Origin of the sequence: Halobacterium bonnevillei (assembly GCF_009831555.1) — an archaeon.
In the GTDB taxonomy this organism is placed as follows: Archaea; Halobacteriota; Halobacteria; order Halobacteriales; family Halobacteriaceae; genus Halobacterium; species Halobacterium bonnevillei.
In genome coordinates this window covers 1-18,969 of the sequence record NZ_WUUU01000001.1, presented here as the reverse complement: position 1 = coordinate 18,969, position 18,969 = coordinate 1, and the positions used below count along the sequence as shown (strand labels likewise).

12 protein-coding genes and 1 pseudogene are annotated in these 18,969 nt (G+C 48.6%); 5 read left to right on the top strand and 8 right to left on the bottom strand.

The features are described 5' to 3' along the window. The first annotated feature begins 47 nt into the window (after nucleotides 1-47). Together pseG and GRX66_RS00060 are read left to right on the top strand one after the other, a co-directional pair. Nucleotides 48-1,082: a UDP-2,4-diacetamido-2,4,6-trideoxy-beta-L-altropyranose hydrolase gene (gene pseG / locus GRX66_RS00065; RefSeq protein WP_159524679.1), complete on the top strand. Its 1,035-nt coding sequence runs from the start codon at nucleotides 48-50 to the stop codon at nucleotides 1,080-1,082. Between the two features lie 236 nt (nucleotides 1,083-1,318). Continuing rightward, complete coding sequence (locus GRX66_RS00060) at nucleotides 1,319-2,209, top strand: class I SAM-dependent methyltransferase (RefSeq protein ID WP_159524678.1); 891 nt, start codon at nucleotides 1,319-1,321, stop codon at nucleotides 2,207-2,209. A 93-nt stretch (nucleotides 2,210-2,302) separates the two neighbouring features. Here GRX66_RS00060 and GRX66_RS00055 read toward each other — a convergent pair whose 3' ends face one another. From GRX66_RS00055 to GRX66_RS00045, 3 genes are all read right to left on the bottom strand, one after another. Next, nucleotides 2,303-2,938, bottom strand: a complete 636-nt coding sequence (locus GRX66_RS00055; protein ID WP_159524677.1) for an IS6 family transposase — start codon at nucleotides 2,936-2,938, stop codon at nucleotides 2,303-2,305. 383 nt (nucleotides 2,939-3,321) lie between these two features. Next, nucleotides 3,322-4,260, bottom strand: a complete 939-nt coding sequence (locus tag GRX66_RS00050) for a hypothetical protein (protein ID WP_159524676.1) — start codon at nucleotides 4,258-4,260, stop codon at nucleotides 3,322-3,324. Nucleotides 4,261-4,753: 493 nt separating this feature from the next. Next, entirely contained in the window at nucleotides 4,754-5,734 is a 981-nt protein-coding gene (locus GRX66_RS00045; protein WP_159524675.1) for an NAD-dependent epimerase/dehydratase family protein, read from the bottom strand. A 1,171-nt stretch (nucleotides 5,735-6,905) separates the two neighbouring features. On the opposite strand from GRX66_RS00045, the gene GRX66_RS00040 reads away from it, so the two are divergent. Next, complete coding sequence (locus tag GRX66_RS00040; RefSeq protein ID WP_159524674.1) at nucleotides 6,906-8,090, top strand: hypothetical protein; 1,185 nt, start codon at nucleotides 6,906-6,908, stop codon at nucleotides 8,088-8,090. A gap of 821 nt (nucleotides 8,091-8,911) precedes the next feature. Here GRX66_RS00040 and GRX66_RS00035 read toward each other — a convergent pair. Beyond that, nucleotides 8,912-10,072 (bottom strand): glycosyltransferase family 4 protein, encoded by a 1,161-nt coding sequence (locus tag GRX66_RS00035; RefSeq protein ID WP_159524673.1) that lies wholly within the window; start codon nucleotides 10,070-10,072, stop codon nucleotides 8,912-8,914. Nucleotides 10,073-11,186: 1,114 nt separating this feature from the next. Further along, nucleotides 11,187-11,790 (bottom strand): annotated as a pseudogene (locus GRX66_RS00030) (IS6 family transposase). 100 nt (nucleotides 11,791-11,890) lie between these two features. Here GRX66_RS00030 and GRX66_RS00025 point away from each other — a divergent pair. Together GRX66_RS00025 and GRX66_RS00020 are read left to right on the top strand one after the other, a co-directional pair. Further along, nucleotides 11,891-13,369, top strand: a complete 1,479-nt coding sequence (locus GRX66_RS00025) for an alkaline phosphatase family protein (protein ID WP_159524672.1) — start codon at nucleotides 11,891-11,893, stop codon at nucleotides 13,367-13,369. An 80-nt stretch (nucleotides 13,370-13,449) separates the two neighbouring features. Further along, nucleotides 13,450-14,562, top strand: coding sequence for a CgeB family protein (locus tag GRX66_RS00020; protein ID WP_159524671.1), 1,113 nt, complete (start codon nucleotides 13,450-13,452; stop codon nucleotides 14,560-14,562). A gap of 11 nt (nucleotides 14,563-14,573) precedes the next feature. Here GRX66_RS00020 and GRX66_RS00015 read toward each other — a convergent pair whose 3' ends face one another. The 3 genes from GRX66_RS00015 to GRX66_RS00005 are packed head-to-tail and all read right to left on the bottom strand — an operon-like array spanning nucleotide 14,574 to nucleotide 18,930. Next, nucleotides 14,574-16,127 (bottom strand): alkaline phosphatase family protein, encoded by a 1,554-nt coding sequence (locus GRX66_RS00015; protein ID WP_159524670.1) that lies wholly within the window; start codon nucleotides 16,125-16,127, stop codon nucleotides 14,574-14,576. 23 nt (nucleotides 16,128-16,150) lie between these two features. Further along, complete coding sequence (locus GRX66_RS00010; protein ID WP_159524669.1) at nucleotides 16,151-17,077, bottom strand: polysaccharide deacetylase family protein; 927 nt, start codon at nucleotides 17,075-17,077, stop codon at nucleotides 16,151-16,153. 44 nt (nucleotides 17,078-17,121) lie between these two features. Continuing rightward, nucleotides 17,122-18,930, bottom strand: coding sequence for an ABC transporter ATP-binding protein (locus GRX66_RS00005; protein ID WP_159524668.1), 1,809 nt, complete (start codon nucleotides 18,928-18,930; stop codon nucleotides 17,122-17,124). Between the last annotated feature and the right edge of the window lie 39 nt (nucleotides 18,931-18,969).

Here is an 18,969-nt window from a genome sequence, read left to right as displayed (position 1 = left end):
GTCAGTTGTACATCAGTAGAAACACGAGTATTAAATATGGAGGATGTATGACGGAGACACTTCTTATTCGCACTGATGGGAGTAGTCAAATCGGAACAGGCCATGTGATGCGATGTCTGTCGCTTGCGCAAGCATGGTCCAAGGCCGACGGCAACGTCCACTTCGTCGGAGCGAAGATACCCAACGGCCTCACTGATCGCATTGACCAGTGGACTACGAGAGTCCACCGACTGAATTCACCGCGCGGCTCCCAATGTGATGCTACCCGAACCACAGACATAGCGAACGAATACGACGCTAGCTGGATCGTCGTTGACGGGCCCCATTTTGACGCTGACTATCTCTCGGAACTCACTGTCGGTCCTGCACGAGTACTACTGATTGATGATATGGGGAAGCGGGTCCACTATGGTACGGACATCGTTCTTAATCAGAATCTTCACGCGCATGAAGACATGTACGCCAATCGTTATTCCGATACGGAACTGCTTCTCGGCTCTGATTACGTGCTCTTTCGAGATGAGTTTCTGGAGTGGATTGATTGGTCGCCAGATCCCGAAGTGAAACCGCGAACACTTCTCGTCACACTCGGCGGAAGTGACCCAAACAACCATACAAAGACCGTTCTCAATGCTCTAGACCAAGTTGAAGCCGATTTGGAAACAGTCGTTATTGTCGGGGCATTGAATGATTCACTCCCAGAGCTGACTGACTTAGCGGAAGAAGTTAACCAATCGATTCAACTCAAGCAGAATGTGTCAGACATGGCCGCTCAGATGGCGTGGGCAGATATCGCGGTGTCTTCGGGGGGAACGACCTGCTGGGAGCTGGCGTTTATGGGAGTTCCGACGGTCGTGGGGACGATTGCACCAATTGAGGAGTACACAATGACGGGACTGAGGCAAACAAAACTATTCAGTCCCGTGGGTAATTTCGAAGACATAGCGGAATCAGAAATTGGAAATGAAATCACTCGTTTGATTAGTGATACTGATTATCGCACACGGATGAGTAACCGGGGTCAAGAAATTGTCGACGGTTACGGCCGTCAACGAACAATCGAGACGATGCGTAACTTCTGAACAAAGCCGATCGTCAATTATTAGGTCAAATCTAAGGAATCAAGAGTTATTGCCCGATATAGTTGTGTTACTAATTATAATTATATTAGGAAATGGATTGTCGGCGACAACTCATCATTAGAGATTTCTTTCCATAGTACATTTAACGGTTTAAATTCAAATTTTGAATATTGAATAAAAGGGCAGTAGGAACGAAGACCCTAGCATATTTATATGATTCCACCCACTGATTAGGTGTGAGCGACGAACGATACAATTTGGTAAAAGATTACAGGTGCGGATATTTCCGTCTCGACCCGATTCCGACCGATTCTGAACTATCAGAATTCTACCAGAGTGATTATCCGGAACTCCTAGAAGACGGTGAACTCGCTGATGACGTATCTCGGCTTCTTCAAAACGACGAAGCAGCGAAACGTGAGCGTGAGTGGCGAAGAACGACTTGGTATTCAGACTACAAGCATATATTTGAGCAAGAATATCCGAATGCTCAGCGAGTTCTGGATATTGGTTGTGGGACTGGTGAGTTTCTTACTTTTATGGAAAACCATGGATACGACACTGTTGGTATAGAACCCTCGGGCCGCATCGGGAAAGCAGCTCGCACGAAAGGTCTGGAGGTCTATGAGACTACGGCTGAGGAGTTCGCAATTTCTAATGAATCGGATTTTGACCTGATAACAATGTTTAACGTTCTTGAGCATGTTCCGAATCCATCAGAAGTTATCCAGGCCTGTGATAAACTCCTCTCAAAGGATGGGATGCTAATTGTGAAGGTACCCAACGAATTTAATCCATTCCAAATTGCTGCCCAGAAATTACTTGATCTTGACCAGTGGTGGGTAAACGCGCCAACACACATCTTCTACTTTGACTTTACCAGTCTAGCTACCCTCCTCTCAGATTGCGGGTTTAAAGTACATTCAAAATTTGCTGACTTCCCGATGTCTCAGTTCCTCCTAATGGGGGATAACTACGTTAAGAGCGATTCAATTGGCAGTAACTGTCATGCTCGAAGAGTGAAATTTGAACAGGCACTCCCCGATGAGGACCGACGATCGTTTTACACGCAACTAGCGCATATTGGTGTTGGTCGCAACTGCACGCTTTTCGCAACAGCTGAGTAGTTTATTACTGATAATTATATTTAAAATTATTAATAGAAGATATCCAAATGAAGGGTAGGAACTAGAAAGTTAGGTCGTGTTTCGAGGTAGTGTTCAGATAAGCTGATTCCATGCGAAGCTGAACGATCTGAGCCACTCGTCGGCGGTTTCTGCTTCGGCATTGCTGAAACAGTTTGAGAAAGAGATAGTTCGTCGTTTTATCTCTCTGAATATACGTTCAACAGCGTTCCGATTTCCATGTTTCTCGTATCTGAAATCGAAGCCGTGGCGTTGACATGCATTCTGCAATGAATGCGAGCCATCGACGAGAAACACGGCGTCGGAGACATCGTGTTTCTCGGCGAGTTCAGTGAGAAATGAATGAGCGAGAACGTTCGTAGTCGTCGGCTCAAGCGTTGTATGGAGTACTTCGTTTGTTTCAGGATCGACAGCGGCGTACAGCCAGTACTGCTCGTCGTTGAGTTGGATCACAGTCTCATCAACCGCGACGTGATCCGGACACCGACCAGATTCGGGCTGTAGATCGGCCTTGTGACCCCAATTATGAACGGTGGATCGAGCACGTTCGACACCGAATACCTCAAGAATAGAAACAGTATTCGAAAGAGATAGTCCAGCAAGATGCAGCTGAATACTGAGCTCCATCAACAATCGCGGTGTCGCTTCTCGTTCAACAAACTCTAAGTTGATCTCGTCTAAACAACCGGTGAGGCGGTCGTTTTCGGGCATAGATCACTCAGAAAACGAACCGCCTCACTCTTCATCCTTATCTGAACACCGCCGGAATAACCCCGTGAGGCTTTAAGTACTCCTCAATCGACGGACGGTGCCGGAAGGGGGGTCGAAAATTCCGCTCGCCCCATGAGTGTCCGGCGTAATCGACGCCTGGGACCCGTCGCGCCACGAAGGGCCGGCGGCTACTTGAGCCGGGGGTGTGAACAATCGAAAGCTCTTCTGTAGCAACGAATAGCCGGCGTCAAGACGAAATCTGTTGGTCAACCTGAGCGTCTATTGCCAGCGAGCTCAGAACCGATCTGGTTCTTGTACTCCCTTCTACCGTTGAGCGCTGTTTTGTTTACGTTTCGGCGACACTAGCACCGCGGTGTTACTACTCAGGTCTTGTAGCCCAGGTCTGCGAGTCGTTCTTTGAGCATCTGGCCATTTCCATCGTCCTCGGTTGAACCCTCGCCCTCCTCGGTCATATCCCCCGATTCGATATGTTTTCGATCTCCATTCTGGTATTCCAGCCACGGGACCTTGACCAGTTCCGGGATGTGTCGTTCCGGCGGGTGCCCGTACACGCCCATCTCCCCGAACGCGTTCCCGTGGTCTGCCGTCACAACTGTTTTCCCCTGGAGTTCGTGGAGCAATGACTCCACATGGGGGAGTGCAATTTCCAGGTTTTCCTTGTAGGCTTCCCACACCCTCTCGGCGTCCATCTCGTCCATCTTGACTGCTTCCCAGAGGTTCGGTAGATGCGTGTCTGCAGATATGATGTCTTCGTCTTTGGAGAACACCACTTCGTACTCCAGTTCCTCACCTGTCTCGCCGATGAAGGGGGCGTGCGGCGGTATGTAGTGGGCAAATATCCGTTTATTAGGATACCGTTCAACCGCCTCTCGGACTGCTTCGGTCATGTCCGCTGGATGCACCGTCCTCAACTCCTCATTCCAGTCAGTCTTCCAGACCTGTACAACGTCGAAAAAACGGTCACTACGCTCCCACTCCGTGTATTTCGGTGTCGCGGTGATCATAACGATGTCGGGGTACTCGTCGGTGAACGTTCGGTCCACGAATCGACCAGTCGTGGACGCCAAGGAATAGTACTTCTCGAGGGTTCCGGGGAGTGTACTCGTTTCCTCGAAGAGGTCGTACCTACAGGCGTCCAATAAGATTAGATTGTCCCAATCACGTTCGACGACAGTTTCTTGCTCGGGATATAAGAATTTCCGAACGGAATAATTGTAAACGTCCCACCCCCTCCGATGAGCTTCCTGTTTAAGACGGGACGGTTGCTTGATTCCCCGTGCAATCTGATCCAGCGAGTACATAGGACGGAGTTCAGCCGTCATAGTATAAATCTTCTGTGCTGCCGGCTACCGCTTACTCGTGACAGACCGAGACAGCCGAAGAGCGGCTAAGCGCTTCGGTTCTTCATCTCTCGCAACCAACCCCCATGACACATCTTCAAACTGACTCGCGTGCTCCAACTCGCCGAGAAGGGTCAACTGAACGAACCGGTCCTACAGGAGCGCTCGGGGAAACTTTAGACGTCTTCGGATTGGCGCCCGGAACCCCTCCGAGTCATATATGACCACTGCGACAACTGTATTGTCGATGAATATTTGGACGGTTCATTCGAACAGAACGAACCCGACTTGATCAGGCACTTCATGAGGAGGACCGACGAACGTTTTACACGCAACTTGCCCATGCTTGGATCGGTCGTAATTGTACCCGGTTTGCAACGGTCAGGTAATAAAGCATTTAGCATACACAGTTATTTGTTCGCAAGGTCGATTCTACCAGTATCTGCCGCCTGATTCAGAGGTATGCTTCCAGGTTATCTCGGTAGTAGTCGATAGTCTCAACTAATCCTTCGGTTAAATCGGTTTCCGGTTCCCAGTCAAAGTGGTCACACATCTTCGAAGGGTCCGACCGGAGATCACCTACTTGGATTGACTCCCAGTCATCCGGCCAAGGAACTAGTTTGACTGACCCCGAGCCAGCGGTATCGACGATCGCCTCTGCCAAATCGTATATTGTGGTGGCGTCACCAGTACCTAAAGTGTAGCGTTCGCCGACCGCTCGTTGTTCAAATCCTAAGCAACGGAGACCCCTAGTGATATCCCTAACGTAGACAAAGTCCCGCTTCATTGTCCCTGGTTCAAATACGGTGAGTGTTTCGTCACGAAGCGCCGCCGCAATGAAGTTGTTGATGACCCCGTAGTTAGGATTCGAAAGCTGTGCCCGTGGGCCGTAGACGTTCGTCAGACGCACAGCAACCGTGGGGACTCCATGAGATTCATAGTAGAGGTTACAGTATAGTTCCCCCGCACGTTTGTTCGCCCCGTATACGTCCAACGGTGCTGCCTGCGTTGTCTCATCGAACGGTAGCGATGCTGGGCGGCCGACAACGGCCTGCGAACTGGTAAAGACGATTCGCGGTGAGTCTGTGGCGGACTTGGCGACCGAGAGGACGTTGAGAAACCCTTGACAATTTATTTCAGCGTCAGTTGCTGGATTTTCATTTGAGACGGTACGGCTCAACTGCGCCGCGAGGTGGAAGACGACATCACTTTGTGTCACGTAGGGTGCAACGTCTTTGACGTCACGCAAGTCAGCTTCGACGATAGTCACATTATCACGTATGGTGTCGACGTTTGCTGGGTTCGCGCCATAATCTTCAAGCTTCGCGTCCAGAAGGGTTACTGATGCGTCCAGTTCCGCGAGGTCATGTGCTAGGGTACTTCCGATGAATCCAAGACCTCCTGTAATTAGTACATTGGTATTTTCCCAAGACATTATTAATTACTCCCTCTGCCATTAACAATCCGGGACGAATTCGATTTCATGATGATTCATAATTCTCATGGAGAGCAACTAAAAGATTCGCACAACGATTCTTATCGATTGACGTACGACGATTCCAGTAGCGAACTGAATAGGTCATGAACCCGTGTAAAAACTGTTTGAAATGATTTCCTAGTCTATTATTTAGCTTAGGGTACGTACAAATCTAGTTGATAATATTGTTGGTGTACTACCTGGGTGGGAGTACAGTTACTTGATTGTGACCTCTTCTATGGGATGTCGGAAACTCCAAGCCATTTGCTTCCCACATGCTGCGATTGGCACGAGACCGCAACTTAGCTGACATCACAAAGGCCATTTTGTCGAAGCGACAGCGGTGTAGCGAGACTACGCTGAGTACGTCTGTAAACGCCAATCGGTTGATCTCATTTAGTTCTGAGAGGGTCTAATAACTGATTTATTAACTAAGTGTCAACGAGAGACATTCAGAAAATGGTTATGATGTTGTTGCTGGGCCGATTTTTAAGCACCAGATGATCGAATTGGCCGCGCTCAGTAATTGCCCTATGCGTAGCCAAAGCCCTCAGCTGGTGTCGAAGTCGATATTTCCTCCTTCTACAAGTATACATCTAGCTCAAATATACATTTTAACTATTATTGGTATTATCAAAGTTGTCTTCAACAAAACTTGTTTCCGGCAGATTCTGTGAGCGATCGTAAAACCGCCTCAAAAGTACATCCCTACGATAGGAGGGGATAATAACCACTCTGAACTCCCTTTATATCCCATATGTAATTAGAAGAACATAACGTTGTGCCAACAGACTGATGCTAATCGCAAGAGATATTATCTCTCAGATGAAATCAAGTCTAAAACAGAGCCTTTGGCGAGACCTTACCTCTCGCACTTTTTATACTGACAATTTCCATGATTGATAACCCGTACGATGACGAGGACCAGTCACTATTCGCTGCGCACCGTGAGCGCTGTCGGGAACGATACGCACCAGCCATCTGGCGAAATTTGGATGTGTTAGTCCAGTATCACTGGGATAACGCCGGAGTTGGGGCTACACCCGAGCGTAGTTGGCAGAATAGGTTGGTTAATCAAGTGCTTTCTATGACGTTTCTTGAACAGGCAACGGTTCGTCGGTGGAACCGTGTGTCGCCGACCGACGCCGACTGCCAAATATTGATACCATTCACAGACACCTTCCGTTCGGACTACGAGCCGTTCGTACTTCCAGTGTTGCGCGACCGCGAGAGGGCACCCAGCGATGTGTCAGTTTTTACCGCCCGTCGTGCTCTAGATGCCGAAGACAAGTCACTGTTCAGTGATGCGACAGTACTCTTTGAAGAGGATCTATTCACACTGGACACGTATCGGCAAGCAAAGAAAGCGTATCAAGACCTTTCTTGTGACATAGAGGATTTGTGTCGGGACTTCGATCTCTCAGTGGATGATCGACAAGCAACCAAACGGTACTTCAAGAAGTACTGCCTGGATAGCGTCCTCTTCCAGTCGGTTCTCGATCAAACTGACCCTGACGTGCTATACGCCGTCCAGTTTACATCGAATCGGGGTTATTTGAACGCGGTTCGTAAACGAAGAGATGGCGAAATGCTAAAGACTCTTGTGATCCAGCATGGTGCGTTCAGACATGGAATCCATCATCCATTTATAGGATCTGACCATGCATTGCTTTGGGGAGAACATTTCAATTCAGTACTTGACAGTATCGATACAGCATTTCAACCCCCTGATACTAAAGTAGTTGGGAATCCGAAACTCCAAGCACGTTTGGCGCAGTATGGGAGAGCGACTGAGCAATCAATTGGATCACCCCCGACCGTTCTATACACCTCTACCCCAGTTGAGCATAGCCTGGAAGCCATGCGACTGTTCGCTGACGTCGTCAACAAGTACCCAAACGTGAAAGTTATCTACAGACCCCATCCATCAGGAGAACCTGCCAAGTACTGCTCTCTCCGCAAAGATGAGTTTTTGAGGGAGGAACAAATTGAAAGGTCACAGAACGTCTACTCGCTAATCAATCAAAGTGACGTTGTCGTTGGTACCGATACGACTGCGTTGCCAGAAGCCGTCGCGTTCGGCGTGCCAGTGATCCAGTTACTCCCCGAACGTAGTGGATCGAAATGGGCAGAGGGCGGTATCTGTAGCGTCTCTACCACCGAGGAACTGGATAAGATGTTATCGTCGCTAGTTACAAATCCAGACGAAAGAGTAGCAGTACTTAATAGGGAACGGCCACTCGCAGAGCAGATGTTTGGCGATGTAAGTAATGCGAGCAAGATCATCGCAGCGTACGTCGACAGCTTCATTTAGTTGGCCTCAAGAGCGTAGCTTCTCAGTTGTTGTAGCAACTTTTGATAAAGTCACATTGAGCATTGCTCAACCGTCTGCTTATCGCGGAGTCTACAAGGAAACAGCACGATGAGTCGCGGGGCTATAATTTGGAACAGTCTAAGTAGGGAATTTCTTAGTTTCAGGATTAACAGCAGCGGACAGGCAGTGTGGTTCATTATTTATCTGAATCGCGGTCTCGTCGACCGCGATCCGATTCAGGGCCCCGTCGCCAGCCGGCTGTAGAACGTCTTTCTGAATCCAGTAATGATCCGTGGTACTGCTCCGCTTGACATTTATTTCCAATACACTATTTAATATCCAAATAATAAAACCGTAAATAAAGTTAAATATAAAGTTTAATTCTCTGTTTGCGTCTCTGGCCTCGCAGATTCCAACTCAGTCCCCGATATTCCATCAAAGCGATTAAAATCTCATTCTATTAATAGTAATTATGACCGATCAAATCCTAACCTAATACGGCACAACACGAATCGCAGTGTTGTAATCGAGGGAAGTCAAGGTAAGGGGAGATAATCTACTTACTGTGTGTAACATGTAAATTACATAAACAACTGCACAAGCCTCGCCGTTGTAGAACCAGCAATGGAAGCCAGCATCTTCATGACAGATAATTGTAATAGTAGGGAATACTGTGAAGATGGAGAGAAGCCCTACTTAGCCAAACCGGTTGATAACACCCCTCAGGCAAAGTGAGATAGCACTGGGTTCGGAGAGATCTTCAGTCGCTTTATATAATTACAATCTACCTATATTTCTATAAACTTAAATATGTTTATCACTTAGCGATTGTCGACAACCTTTTCGAAAGATGTGCAAACATCATCAGCAAAATTCTCGATTGAGTATTTTTCCATTAATTTACTATTTACTTTTCGCTGTGATGAAGACATATTCATATCTTGGATTTTTTTTGCCATACCTTTGGGTGGAGATAACTTAAGACATTCTATATCATCGGAAAGAGACGGTAAAATACCGATTCTTGGCGCGACGACGTAAGAAGAGCAGGAAAGAGCTTCAAATACTACAGCTCCATAGGATTCAGTAGTAGATGTAAGAACTAGAGCATCGGCTAATAGCATTGTTTGTAATGTCTCTACATGAGAGATTTCCCCCGCAAAGTGAATTTTTTCCTTCGATATTATAGTTTTTGCGTAATTTTTAGTCGCATACATTTCGGGCCCATCCCCGATGATGATAAGCTCAAAATTATCTGGAAGTTCTGAAAAAACATCAATAGCGATTTTAGGATTTTTCAAAGGGACAAGCCTACCAACAAACAATAAAACATGATTTTGTGAATTTATGTCAAACTCCGTTTTTTCCCACCCGGGTTCAGTAGGGAGTGAGTCTGCTGCCTCCCGGACTCGTTCTTTATTTACGATTCCATGTGTGACCTGCACTGGTGTATTGCTTTTTATTGCTTTGATATCGTCTCGAATTTGTGGAGTTCGACAGTGTATAAATTTTCCCATGAAGAACCGAAAATTCAATTGTTCTAATAAATAAGACATGTTGGTTATATTTTTGTTTGATTTATCTAGTGATGGAGTATACGAGACAATTGTTACGACTGGACTATTGATAAAGTCACCAACAACTTTTGAAACCCAATGAACAGAATGATTAGTAGAATAGATAACATCACTATTTTCACTAAAGGAATACTTTAATACATATAAGAATAGGACAAACGAGGCGAATAACCGTCCAAGGTTACTCCGAATAGAGCCTATCGAGGCCTGGATAAACGGCGGTTGTATTGGCCGGCGTACATCTATTCCCTGATACAATTCACGCCGGGGGGAGTCGTCTAATTTAAATGTGAATACTGTTACATTATGTCCCTGTTCATTAGCGTACTTTGCTACTTCAGTGTCTTCAAACGCGCCACCAGCGGTTATTGGGTAGAAATCTCCAGTTATCAGAAGGATGTCCATGCCTAAGCATGCTTCTGAGGTCCTAAATCATTAGCGTTTCATTCGTTGTCCATCCTGGCCCAGATCGAGGAAGTTATGGATTCTCCTTATTTTCTACTGCCCGATCACTAATCATACATGAATATTTATATTGATACTTAACAACTAAAGGAGCGGGCCGATAGTCGTAAGATAGTTCCTGGCTTCGCCGTCCACAGTGCGAAAGATAGTATCAGTTTGCTCCGCACTCGTCATAACAACTAATCTAAACCTCGCTGCGGAAGTAATCGTTAATCTCAGGAACATACCGTTCAATACAGATATCTGCTGATCATGATCACTCCGCAAAGTTTTTCGACAGAAAGTATTGTTGACACTGGCATTACAAATATGCTATAGATTAAATTTAAATTATTTAATACAGATATGGTTAAATAACAACATTTCAATCCTGATACATTTATACAAACTGTGTTGTGGGTGTGTTTGGGTAGGGTATATTCTGTATATAATGTTTTTTATTTGCATATTGTTATTCAGTTTTATTTTATGTTGATACTAAATTATAAAATCTGAATGGGTTGCTCTAACCCGGCTTTGATATAGCGTGTTCAATTGGCAAAAAATTGCTTGCTCAACCTGCTGATTCTCGCGAAGTTCATGCAAGAACAGCATGGTAAGTTGCGTAGTTCTCGTCTGAAACAGCTTGACGTGGAGAAATTTGTTTGTATCAAGAGTAACAGCGCCGTACAGTGAGTTTCGTCCGTCGTTGAACTGAATTACTGTCTCGTCGACCGCAGTCCAATTCGGATACCGCCGCCAGCCGGCTATAGACCGGCTTTCTGCACCCAATTATGAATCGCAGTACGACTCCGCTCAACACAAAACCTCTCAATATACTGTTTGGTATTCAAAAGTGAGAGACCCGCAAGATGGAGGTGAATACCGAGTTCAATGATCTGTTAGGATATCCGCTCTCGCTCCACAATCTTCAACACGATCCACTCGATGCCTCCGAAGAGGCAGCAGAATTCAGTCATAGATCACCCGAACTAACGATCGCCTCTTCCTAACTTTACACGACCCATTATTTCGGTAGTGCTCAAATAAGCTGATTCCATGCGAAGGCGAACGATTATAACCACTTGTCGGCAGTTTCTCGATTCGCGTTGCTGAAACAGTTCGAGAAACAGCTAGTTCTCCGTTTTACTTCATGAAAGATATGTTCAACGCTGTTCCGATTACCATATTTTTTCGTATCTGTAACCAAGGCCGTGACGAGAGCAAGCGTCTTGGACCGGTGCAGCGCCATCGACGAGTAACACGGCGTTCTCAACTTCGTGTTTCTAACGTAGCTCGGTGAAAAACGCGTGAGCGAAAACATTGGCTCGGACTGGTTCAAGCTTTGTATGCAACAAATTGTTCGTGGCCGGATCGATAGCGGCGTACAGCCAATACTGCTCATCATTCAGTCGGATCACGGTCTCGTCAACCGCAACCTGATCCGGATTACGACCTTCCTCCGGCTGTAGATCGGTCTTGTGAACCCAGTTGTGAACGGTGGATTGAGCCCGGTCAACACCGAACATATCGAGAATAGAGACGGGATTCGAACGTGATAGTCCTCGCAAATGGAACTGAATACCGAGATTCATAAAATGTTTCGGTGTTGCTTCTCGCTCCACAAAACCTAGCTCCATCTCGCTCAAACACCCGTTGACGAGGGCGATTTCTGGTATAGATCACTGAAGATCGCTCCGCCTCACTCTTCATCCTTATCTGAACACCGCCATTATTTCACTCATAATGCTTTTGTACATGCACTGACGTACCTCCGGTATGTCTAAGACGGTCGTCATCGGCCTAGATGGTTTCCATGAAGGTTTACTCACCTACACGCCAACAATACAGCAACTCTACGAGAGCGGTTATGCTAGTCCACTCCGAAGTACCGTCCCACCTATCACCGCTCCGGCGTGGGCAACGTTCCAGACAGGATTAGAAGCAAATTCGCACCGACTACTCGATTTCGTAAGTTATGACGATCAGTTTAACGCATCGATGCTCGACGGCCGAGCGCTAGACCGTCAGACTGTCTACGAATGGTTAGATAGTAACGGTATTTCTTGTTATCTTCAGAATCTGCCGTTTGCATTACCGCCCCGAGTCGAAGGAGATATAATGCCCTCCTGGTTGGACGGTGATAGCAATGATCCATTTCCACCGGATCTTTGTGAGCGCTACGATGTCGAACGACCATCGTACCCTTCATTCCAACCAAGTGAGTCGAAATTAGCTCAATTGGAACGAATCGAGGAAGTCTTTCGGCATAACGCGGCCATCTTTCAATCTGTGCTTGACGCCAATGATCACGAGTTCTACTTTCATCTTGTTAGTGCCACTGACTGGCTCCAACACAAGTCGCTAAAACATCTCGAATACGAACCTAATTCGAAGAAGGCGTCTAGTGCACGGGAAATCCTCGGTGCCGTCGATTCGTTCGTAGAAACGGTCAACAATTCACTCGGGAACGACGACGACCTGATTCTGCTCAGCGATCATGGCTTCCGTATTTACCATCAACAGTTCTCTGTTAATGACTGGCTACGCGAACAGGGTTATCTAGTCACGTCAGCCGATGGGAAGCACTTTGAGAGTCGAACCGAACGCAACCAAACAATCATCAATGCGGGTAGCCTATTGCGGCGCGTTTCTCATCTCCCGGGAGTATTCCTCGTCGCAAAGCGCATCAACGACGCGCTCCGCTCGACGGCCGATATTGCGTTCACAAGTGAGGCAAAGATCGATGTCGAGAGTTCCGACGCGTACTGCGTATCGAAAGACACTCCCGCAATTGAGGTAACAGCAGCAGATGACGAGGCAATTATCGAAGAAATTTCCGCAAAAGTGAGCGATATTGATGGTTTGCGAGCACAGGTACTACCGGCACGGGCTGATGTCAATCCAATCGTACTGTTACACTCAGATACTGTCCGGTTTGTTCGCGGTCCAACCGGAGCCGTGTGGAGAGACACGACTATGGCGTTTCACGACAGCGAGGGAATACTAGTTGGAAAAGGGCCATCGTTCGTAGGAACCCCGAATTCAGCCTCCCTCTCGGATATTGCCCCAACTCTCTGTCTCCTGTTCGGTCTGCCCGTACCCGACTCCATGGACGGCCGACCACTCATCGAGTGGGTCGGGTGCGAGGGCGAGTACGAAACTGTTAATGAGGTATTCGAGACTAAATTTCGGGTAGATAGAGAGGACGACAACGAGGCCGTTAAGCACAGACTGGAGGACCTTGGATATCTCTAAACTGGTCCACACCCTAAATAAAATCTTTTATTTCAGTCTCAGATCAGAGTGTTTAATAACCCGGCCGATTATGGGTGTCTATGAATGATTGGCCGGCCTGTGGTCTCCTCATCAGTCCAAATTTCCACGGTTACGGCGATGCTATCGCCGCTACCATCGAGCGGCGCGGCATCGAAATGTCCCACCTCCAGTATCCCGATGCCGATGAATCCTTATCAAAGAAGTTGTACTATGCAAGCTTGAAACTCTTCAAGTATAGCGATCTCAAAAAAGATATTGAGCGATTAAAACTCCGCCGGCACAGCAATCTTATTGACGCGTTCAATGAAGACGTGCGAAGGAGTGTCCGTGAGACAGACCCCGACTTCGTACTCGTCATTAAGGGCGAATTTCTCCGGCCAGACACAGTTCGCTGGCTGCGCGACGAAACGAGAGTCACGACCGCACTCTGGTCGTATGACGAATTGGAGCGACTCCCTTATACTGCCGAAGGGGGACGCTTCTACGACAACGTGTACGTGTTTGATCCCGCCGACACAGAGCGCTTCGCCGACAATATTGTACCGTCGTATCTCCCGCTCGCCCATGATGGAACGAAATTCGACGAGACGACGACTGAGGGGCCGTCGATAGATGTTTCCTTCGTCGGCAATCTCCGCGATGATCGGCGCAGGGAACTCCTCACACATCTCGCCAGTGAGCTCGACATAGATATTCAGATCTGGGACTCGGCGTGGGACTGGTATAATCCGTTTTCGGTTTATCGCTATCGGGTCAAACATCGGGCGCTGGGCGACCGCGTCAACAATCAATATGTAGACCACGCAACAATTAATGAGATATACAATCGTTCGCGCATCTGTGTGAACGTACACAAGTCCTGGAAAGTGAAAAACGGTGGTCCCGTGGGACTCAACATGCGGACGTTCGAGATACCCGGCGCCGGTGCATTCCAATTAATCAGCGACGTTCCCAACATCGAGTCGGCCTTCGAAGTCGGTGAAGAATTAGTCACTTACGATTCCAAAGAAAATCTGCTCGACAAAGTTAGATACTATCTGGACAACGATGAAGAACGCGAACGAATCGCGGCGAACGGTTACCAACGGGCGAAGGACGAACACACATTCGAGCATCGAATCGGCGTTATTCTTGACGGAGTACGCAACGCCTATCCCGAGCGCCACACCTGATCTCAGCGCCGTCACTCCAGATATCCCAAGTCAGAGAGTCTGGACTGGAGGTTGTCGTCGACCGCCTCATCGCCGTCCGTCCCAATGACTTCTTTCTCACGGAACATCGGTTCCCGGTCGCCCGCAGCACTACCGTCAGCGAACAGGTCCGTCCGCACCGCTCCGTCAAATGACTCCGGGACGTGACAGTTATGGAGGTGTAGCAGCGTCGGTGCGAGGTCCAGAATCGATAGTGAATCGAGTACTCCTGTTGCGAAGTCCGGTCCGATGGCAGCGAAAAGGCCGTGACGTTTATTTTCGGCGCGCCAACCATCGGTCGCAGGGTCGGTGAACACCTTGTCGCGACCAATGCCCCCTGGAATGTGGACCGCCCGTGCCTGATCAATAACGAGGTCGGGAGCTTCATCACTGTACTCGCCGTGATAAACTTCCTCGCCGCGATATACAGCGTCTGCGACCGGGTTTCCGTCTGGATCTGTCAGCTCCAATATCCCCTCCCGTATAGACTCACGAACTTCATCATACTGCGGCGAATCCTCATCGATTGTGAGATAGATTGGCCCCTGGCCACTTGCGATAGCTTCCGTCCGGCCCCAATCGATATTATCAGTCTTGGATTCGCGTTTTATTTCACCGTACCCGTCGGGAATCTGGTTCAACAAAAATTGCGGAGCGAGTTTCGTAGCGAGTGACCGGATGCCAAGCGCCGAGGTAATTCTAATGAGTGTGTCGGTAGTCAGACCAACTCGGTGCAGGGAGTTGGCAATTCCTGAATCGAGGTGGAGAAATCCCCTCTGTTCGAGCCAAGTATTAATGTGAAAAGCTGTCCGTATCTTGTTGGAGCCGTGGTCACTCATTAGGATGACGTTCCGATCCTCGGCGAGAAATTCACCGAGATGGTCGTCAATAAGCTCCCACGCACGGCGGGTTTCTTCGTCATCCCAGCAGAAGTGGTGAAGTGTATTGATATAGAAGGTGGTCAGTTGGAGAAAGGTGATGTCGTGTTCGTCACAGAGACGCTTGGCAGCACGGAACCGGAGGTCAATGAGATCAAGGATTTCGGCTGTGGTAGCATCCGGATCATCTACCATTCGATTCTCTTTTATCACACGGTAGTCGAATTCTTCGGTTAAGAATCGTTCGACGGACTGAGGATTGGCGAACCCACTATTCTCCCCGTCAGGTGCGCCGGCGACAATAAATGAATCGACCGATTTCGGTGGGTAAGTTGTCGGTACACCGACGACACCCACTGGTTCGTCTTCAGCTATGTACTCCCAGAAGTCAGGATAACGGTTCTTGCGCTCGGAGGGGTAGTAGACGCGCTCGGCTTTAACATCCACATTCTCCCACCAGAAGATGCCGAACTGGCCCGGGTTTCGCCCCGTCGCATACGCCTTCCAGTTCGGCGAGGTGACTGGTGGTAAGACCGATTCAAGGTCGGCCGCAGTACCCTGGTCAATAATTTGTTTGATGTTCGGGAGATGCCCTGCCTCCACCCACGGTTGTATCAGTTCGAAGTGCCCGCCGTCAATACCGACGACGACGGTTCGTGGCCAACTCATGGTAAGTTTTCGCAGCGATTCCCTCAAGACTCTTTCTGTTGAATTATCTCCTGCATCGTCCTGACCGGCACGTTGTAGCGCTCAGCTGTTTCCAGGATCGCACGTAGATCTTGGAACATTTTTTCATCGAAGTTGTGTGGGTGCGTCCAGAGATGGTAGACGCCGCCCGATTCGGCTACCTCTTGAATTGCTTTTCTGGCACGTGTTAGACGTCGGTCCAGTAATTTGTCGACATGCGAAAAATATGGTGGGTCGTAATTAAGATGCTGGGACGCAGGCAGTTCCCACAGTGATTCCTCAACACGAACTGGCTCTACTACTGGGGCTGGTCGACCGAGTAAGTACTTGAGATATACCTGAAAAGGCCCAATCCCACTGTCGAACAACAGCGGCCACTCCGGTGACGTACCACGGTACACACGGAAGCCAGTCTCCACGAGCGCGTCAAGATGGGCTACTTCGTTGCGTGGAAAGACGACAGAAAACGGTTCGGCATCGAAGGCCGCAGCAACGTCGATCCACGCGTGAAGCTCCTCACATAGAATTTCTTTGCTAAATCCTTTCCGGCAACAGAGTACGTGCGAAAATGTGTGGCACCCGATCTCGTGAGGCACAGGACTCTCATGAATTGATTCCACGATGTCACGGCCGTATCGAAGCGGGGCCGTTTCTCTGGACTGGCCAGGATCCTCTGCCCACCAGCCTTTAGGAGCCTCCTCATACGTCGGGGAGGGTATATCATGGTGATGGCCATCGCACGCGTCAAGAAAGAGGTGTCCAACGATTGCCCATGTCGCCGGAGAGTCAAACGATTCGAACAGTGAGAGCAGTTGGTTTATATTCGATCGTTCCCGACTTCCATCGCTACTGAGGTGGTGGTTGGCATCGAAACCGTGGAACCCCCACTCCAGTTCGGTGTCAAGCGAGATCACGACGGCCCCTTCGTCCATCATTTATACTGTGAAAACGGTTGTATCAAAGGTTCCAAGATAATTCACCCACTATTGGCACCTGACTGAGCAAGGTGTAGTTCGTTATACTTTCCTCCACTGGAAACTAGCGTCTCGTGAATCCCCGCTTCAGTAACGACCCCATCTTCAATTGTAAGTATCAGGTCTGCATCTTTCACAGTAGAAATTTGATGTGAAATCATCAAAGTCAAATAATCGTCGTTGGCCTCTCGAATGCCCTCAAGGACTAGCTGTTGGATATTGGAGTCGAGACTGCTAGTCGCCTCATCCAGCACGAGTACGTCGGCATCCTTTAGCAAGGCACGTGCAAGAGCGACTCGTTGACGTTGACCGCCAGATAATTGGACACCGTCGTCGCCAAGCCGGGTGTTGAAACCCTTCGGCAGTTCCGAGAGGAACTCGCTAACCTGTGCAATATCACAGACTCGTTGTATTTCCTTTTCTGAGGCGTTTCGGTTGCCGACAGTAAGGTTGTACCGAAGCGATTCGTCGAAAATATAGGGGTTCTGCCGGACAACGGCGAGTTTCGAGCGCCACTCATTAAGATCGATCTCCGTGAGTGGAACATCGTTAATCATTATAGCCCCTTCATCTGGGTCGTATAGCCTGACAACCAGCGAGATGATAGTCGATTTTCCGGCCCCAGATTCCCCGACCAGTGCTACTGTTTCGCCCGACTCGAGATTGAACGAGATATCCTCCAGCACTGATTCTTCGCTGTTGTACGCAAAACCCACGTTTTCGAAGGCCAGTCGCTCAACTGAATCAGGCGCTGGTTCCCTACCAGTATCTATCTCTTGGTGCTCGCGCAGTTTGGTCATAAACTCGTGAGTCCGGATGACGTGTGGCAGGTCCCCCTCCAGTTGGTACAGGTGTTTATTGATGTTGCTGACTCGTGGTGCCAGCCGGAACATGGCGAAGAGAAATGCACCGAGACCGCCGACTCCGAGGCTGGTAAAGCGAACCGCCCCGTAGATGAGGAGAAACACCATCAACGCAGTGCTCAGCCGATATAACTGACTGATGGCGGCTTTATTTCTTTGAAGTTTGACTAGCGACTGAAAATACTTATCGATGCTCTGCTTGAACTGCTCGTTCAGTTCGTTGGTAATGCTGAATAGGCGGACGTCCCTCGAACCTTGCGAGGACGTCTGAACGATGGATTGTATCTGCTCGTTTGCGTTGGCGAGTCTATCTCCAACCGTATAACCTGGCTCAAGAATATGTCTAATGAGGACAGTGATACCACCGAGGACGGCGATAGTAACAATAGTCATATATGAACTGAGGAAAAACGCCAGACCTAGATATACGACACTGACCAGTCCCGCCTGCATTAGCCGAACTAGTTTAGATACTGACCGGCCTGCGTACTCCGTCTGTGTAATCGCGGCGTTGAGTACATCGTCTGATCCTACCTCGTCAATGAAGGCTATCTGAGCGGTCTGCAGGTGCTCGAATATCTGCTGGCGAATGTACCGCGTGTAATCCGCACGTAGATACTCGCGTGCCCATGCCGTGACGAAACTCAGCACGTAGCGGCCGGTGATAACGGCGGTAACGCCGACAATGATGTATTCAAGGGTAAACGGTATACCTGCGATCTGATAGGCATCAACAAACAGTCCCATTAAGCCGGAGGCATCAACTGCAGCGGCGTCGCCAGACTGAGCAACTTCGATGATGGGGATCAGAAAACTTACGCCGACACCGTCCAAGAAGGCCGAAAAAAAACTAGATGTGACGAGCAGTACAGTGTACTTCGGCCGATAGAGCGCAACCTCCTTCGCCGCGAGTAGTTTTTCTCTGAGAGGGATGTCTTCCTCGCTCATCTAATATAAGTGCCTTTTCTGCGGGTAATTCAATCTTCT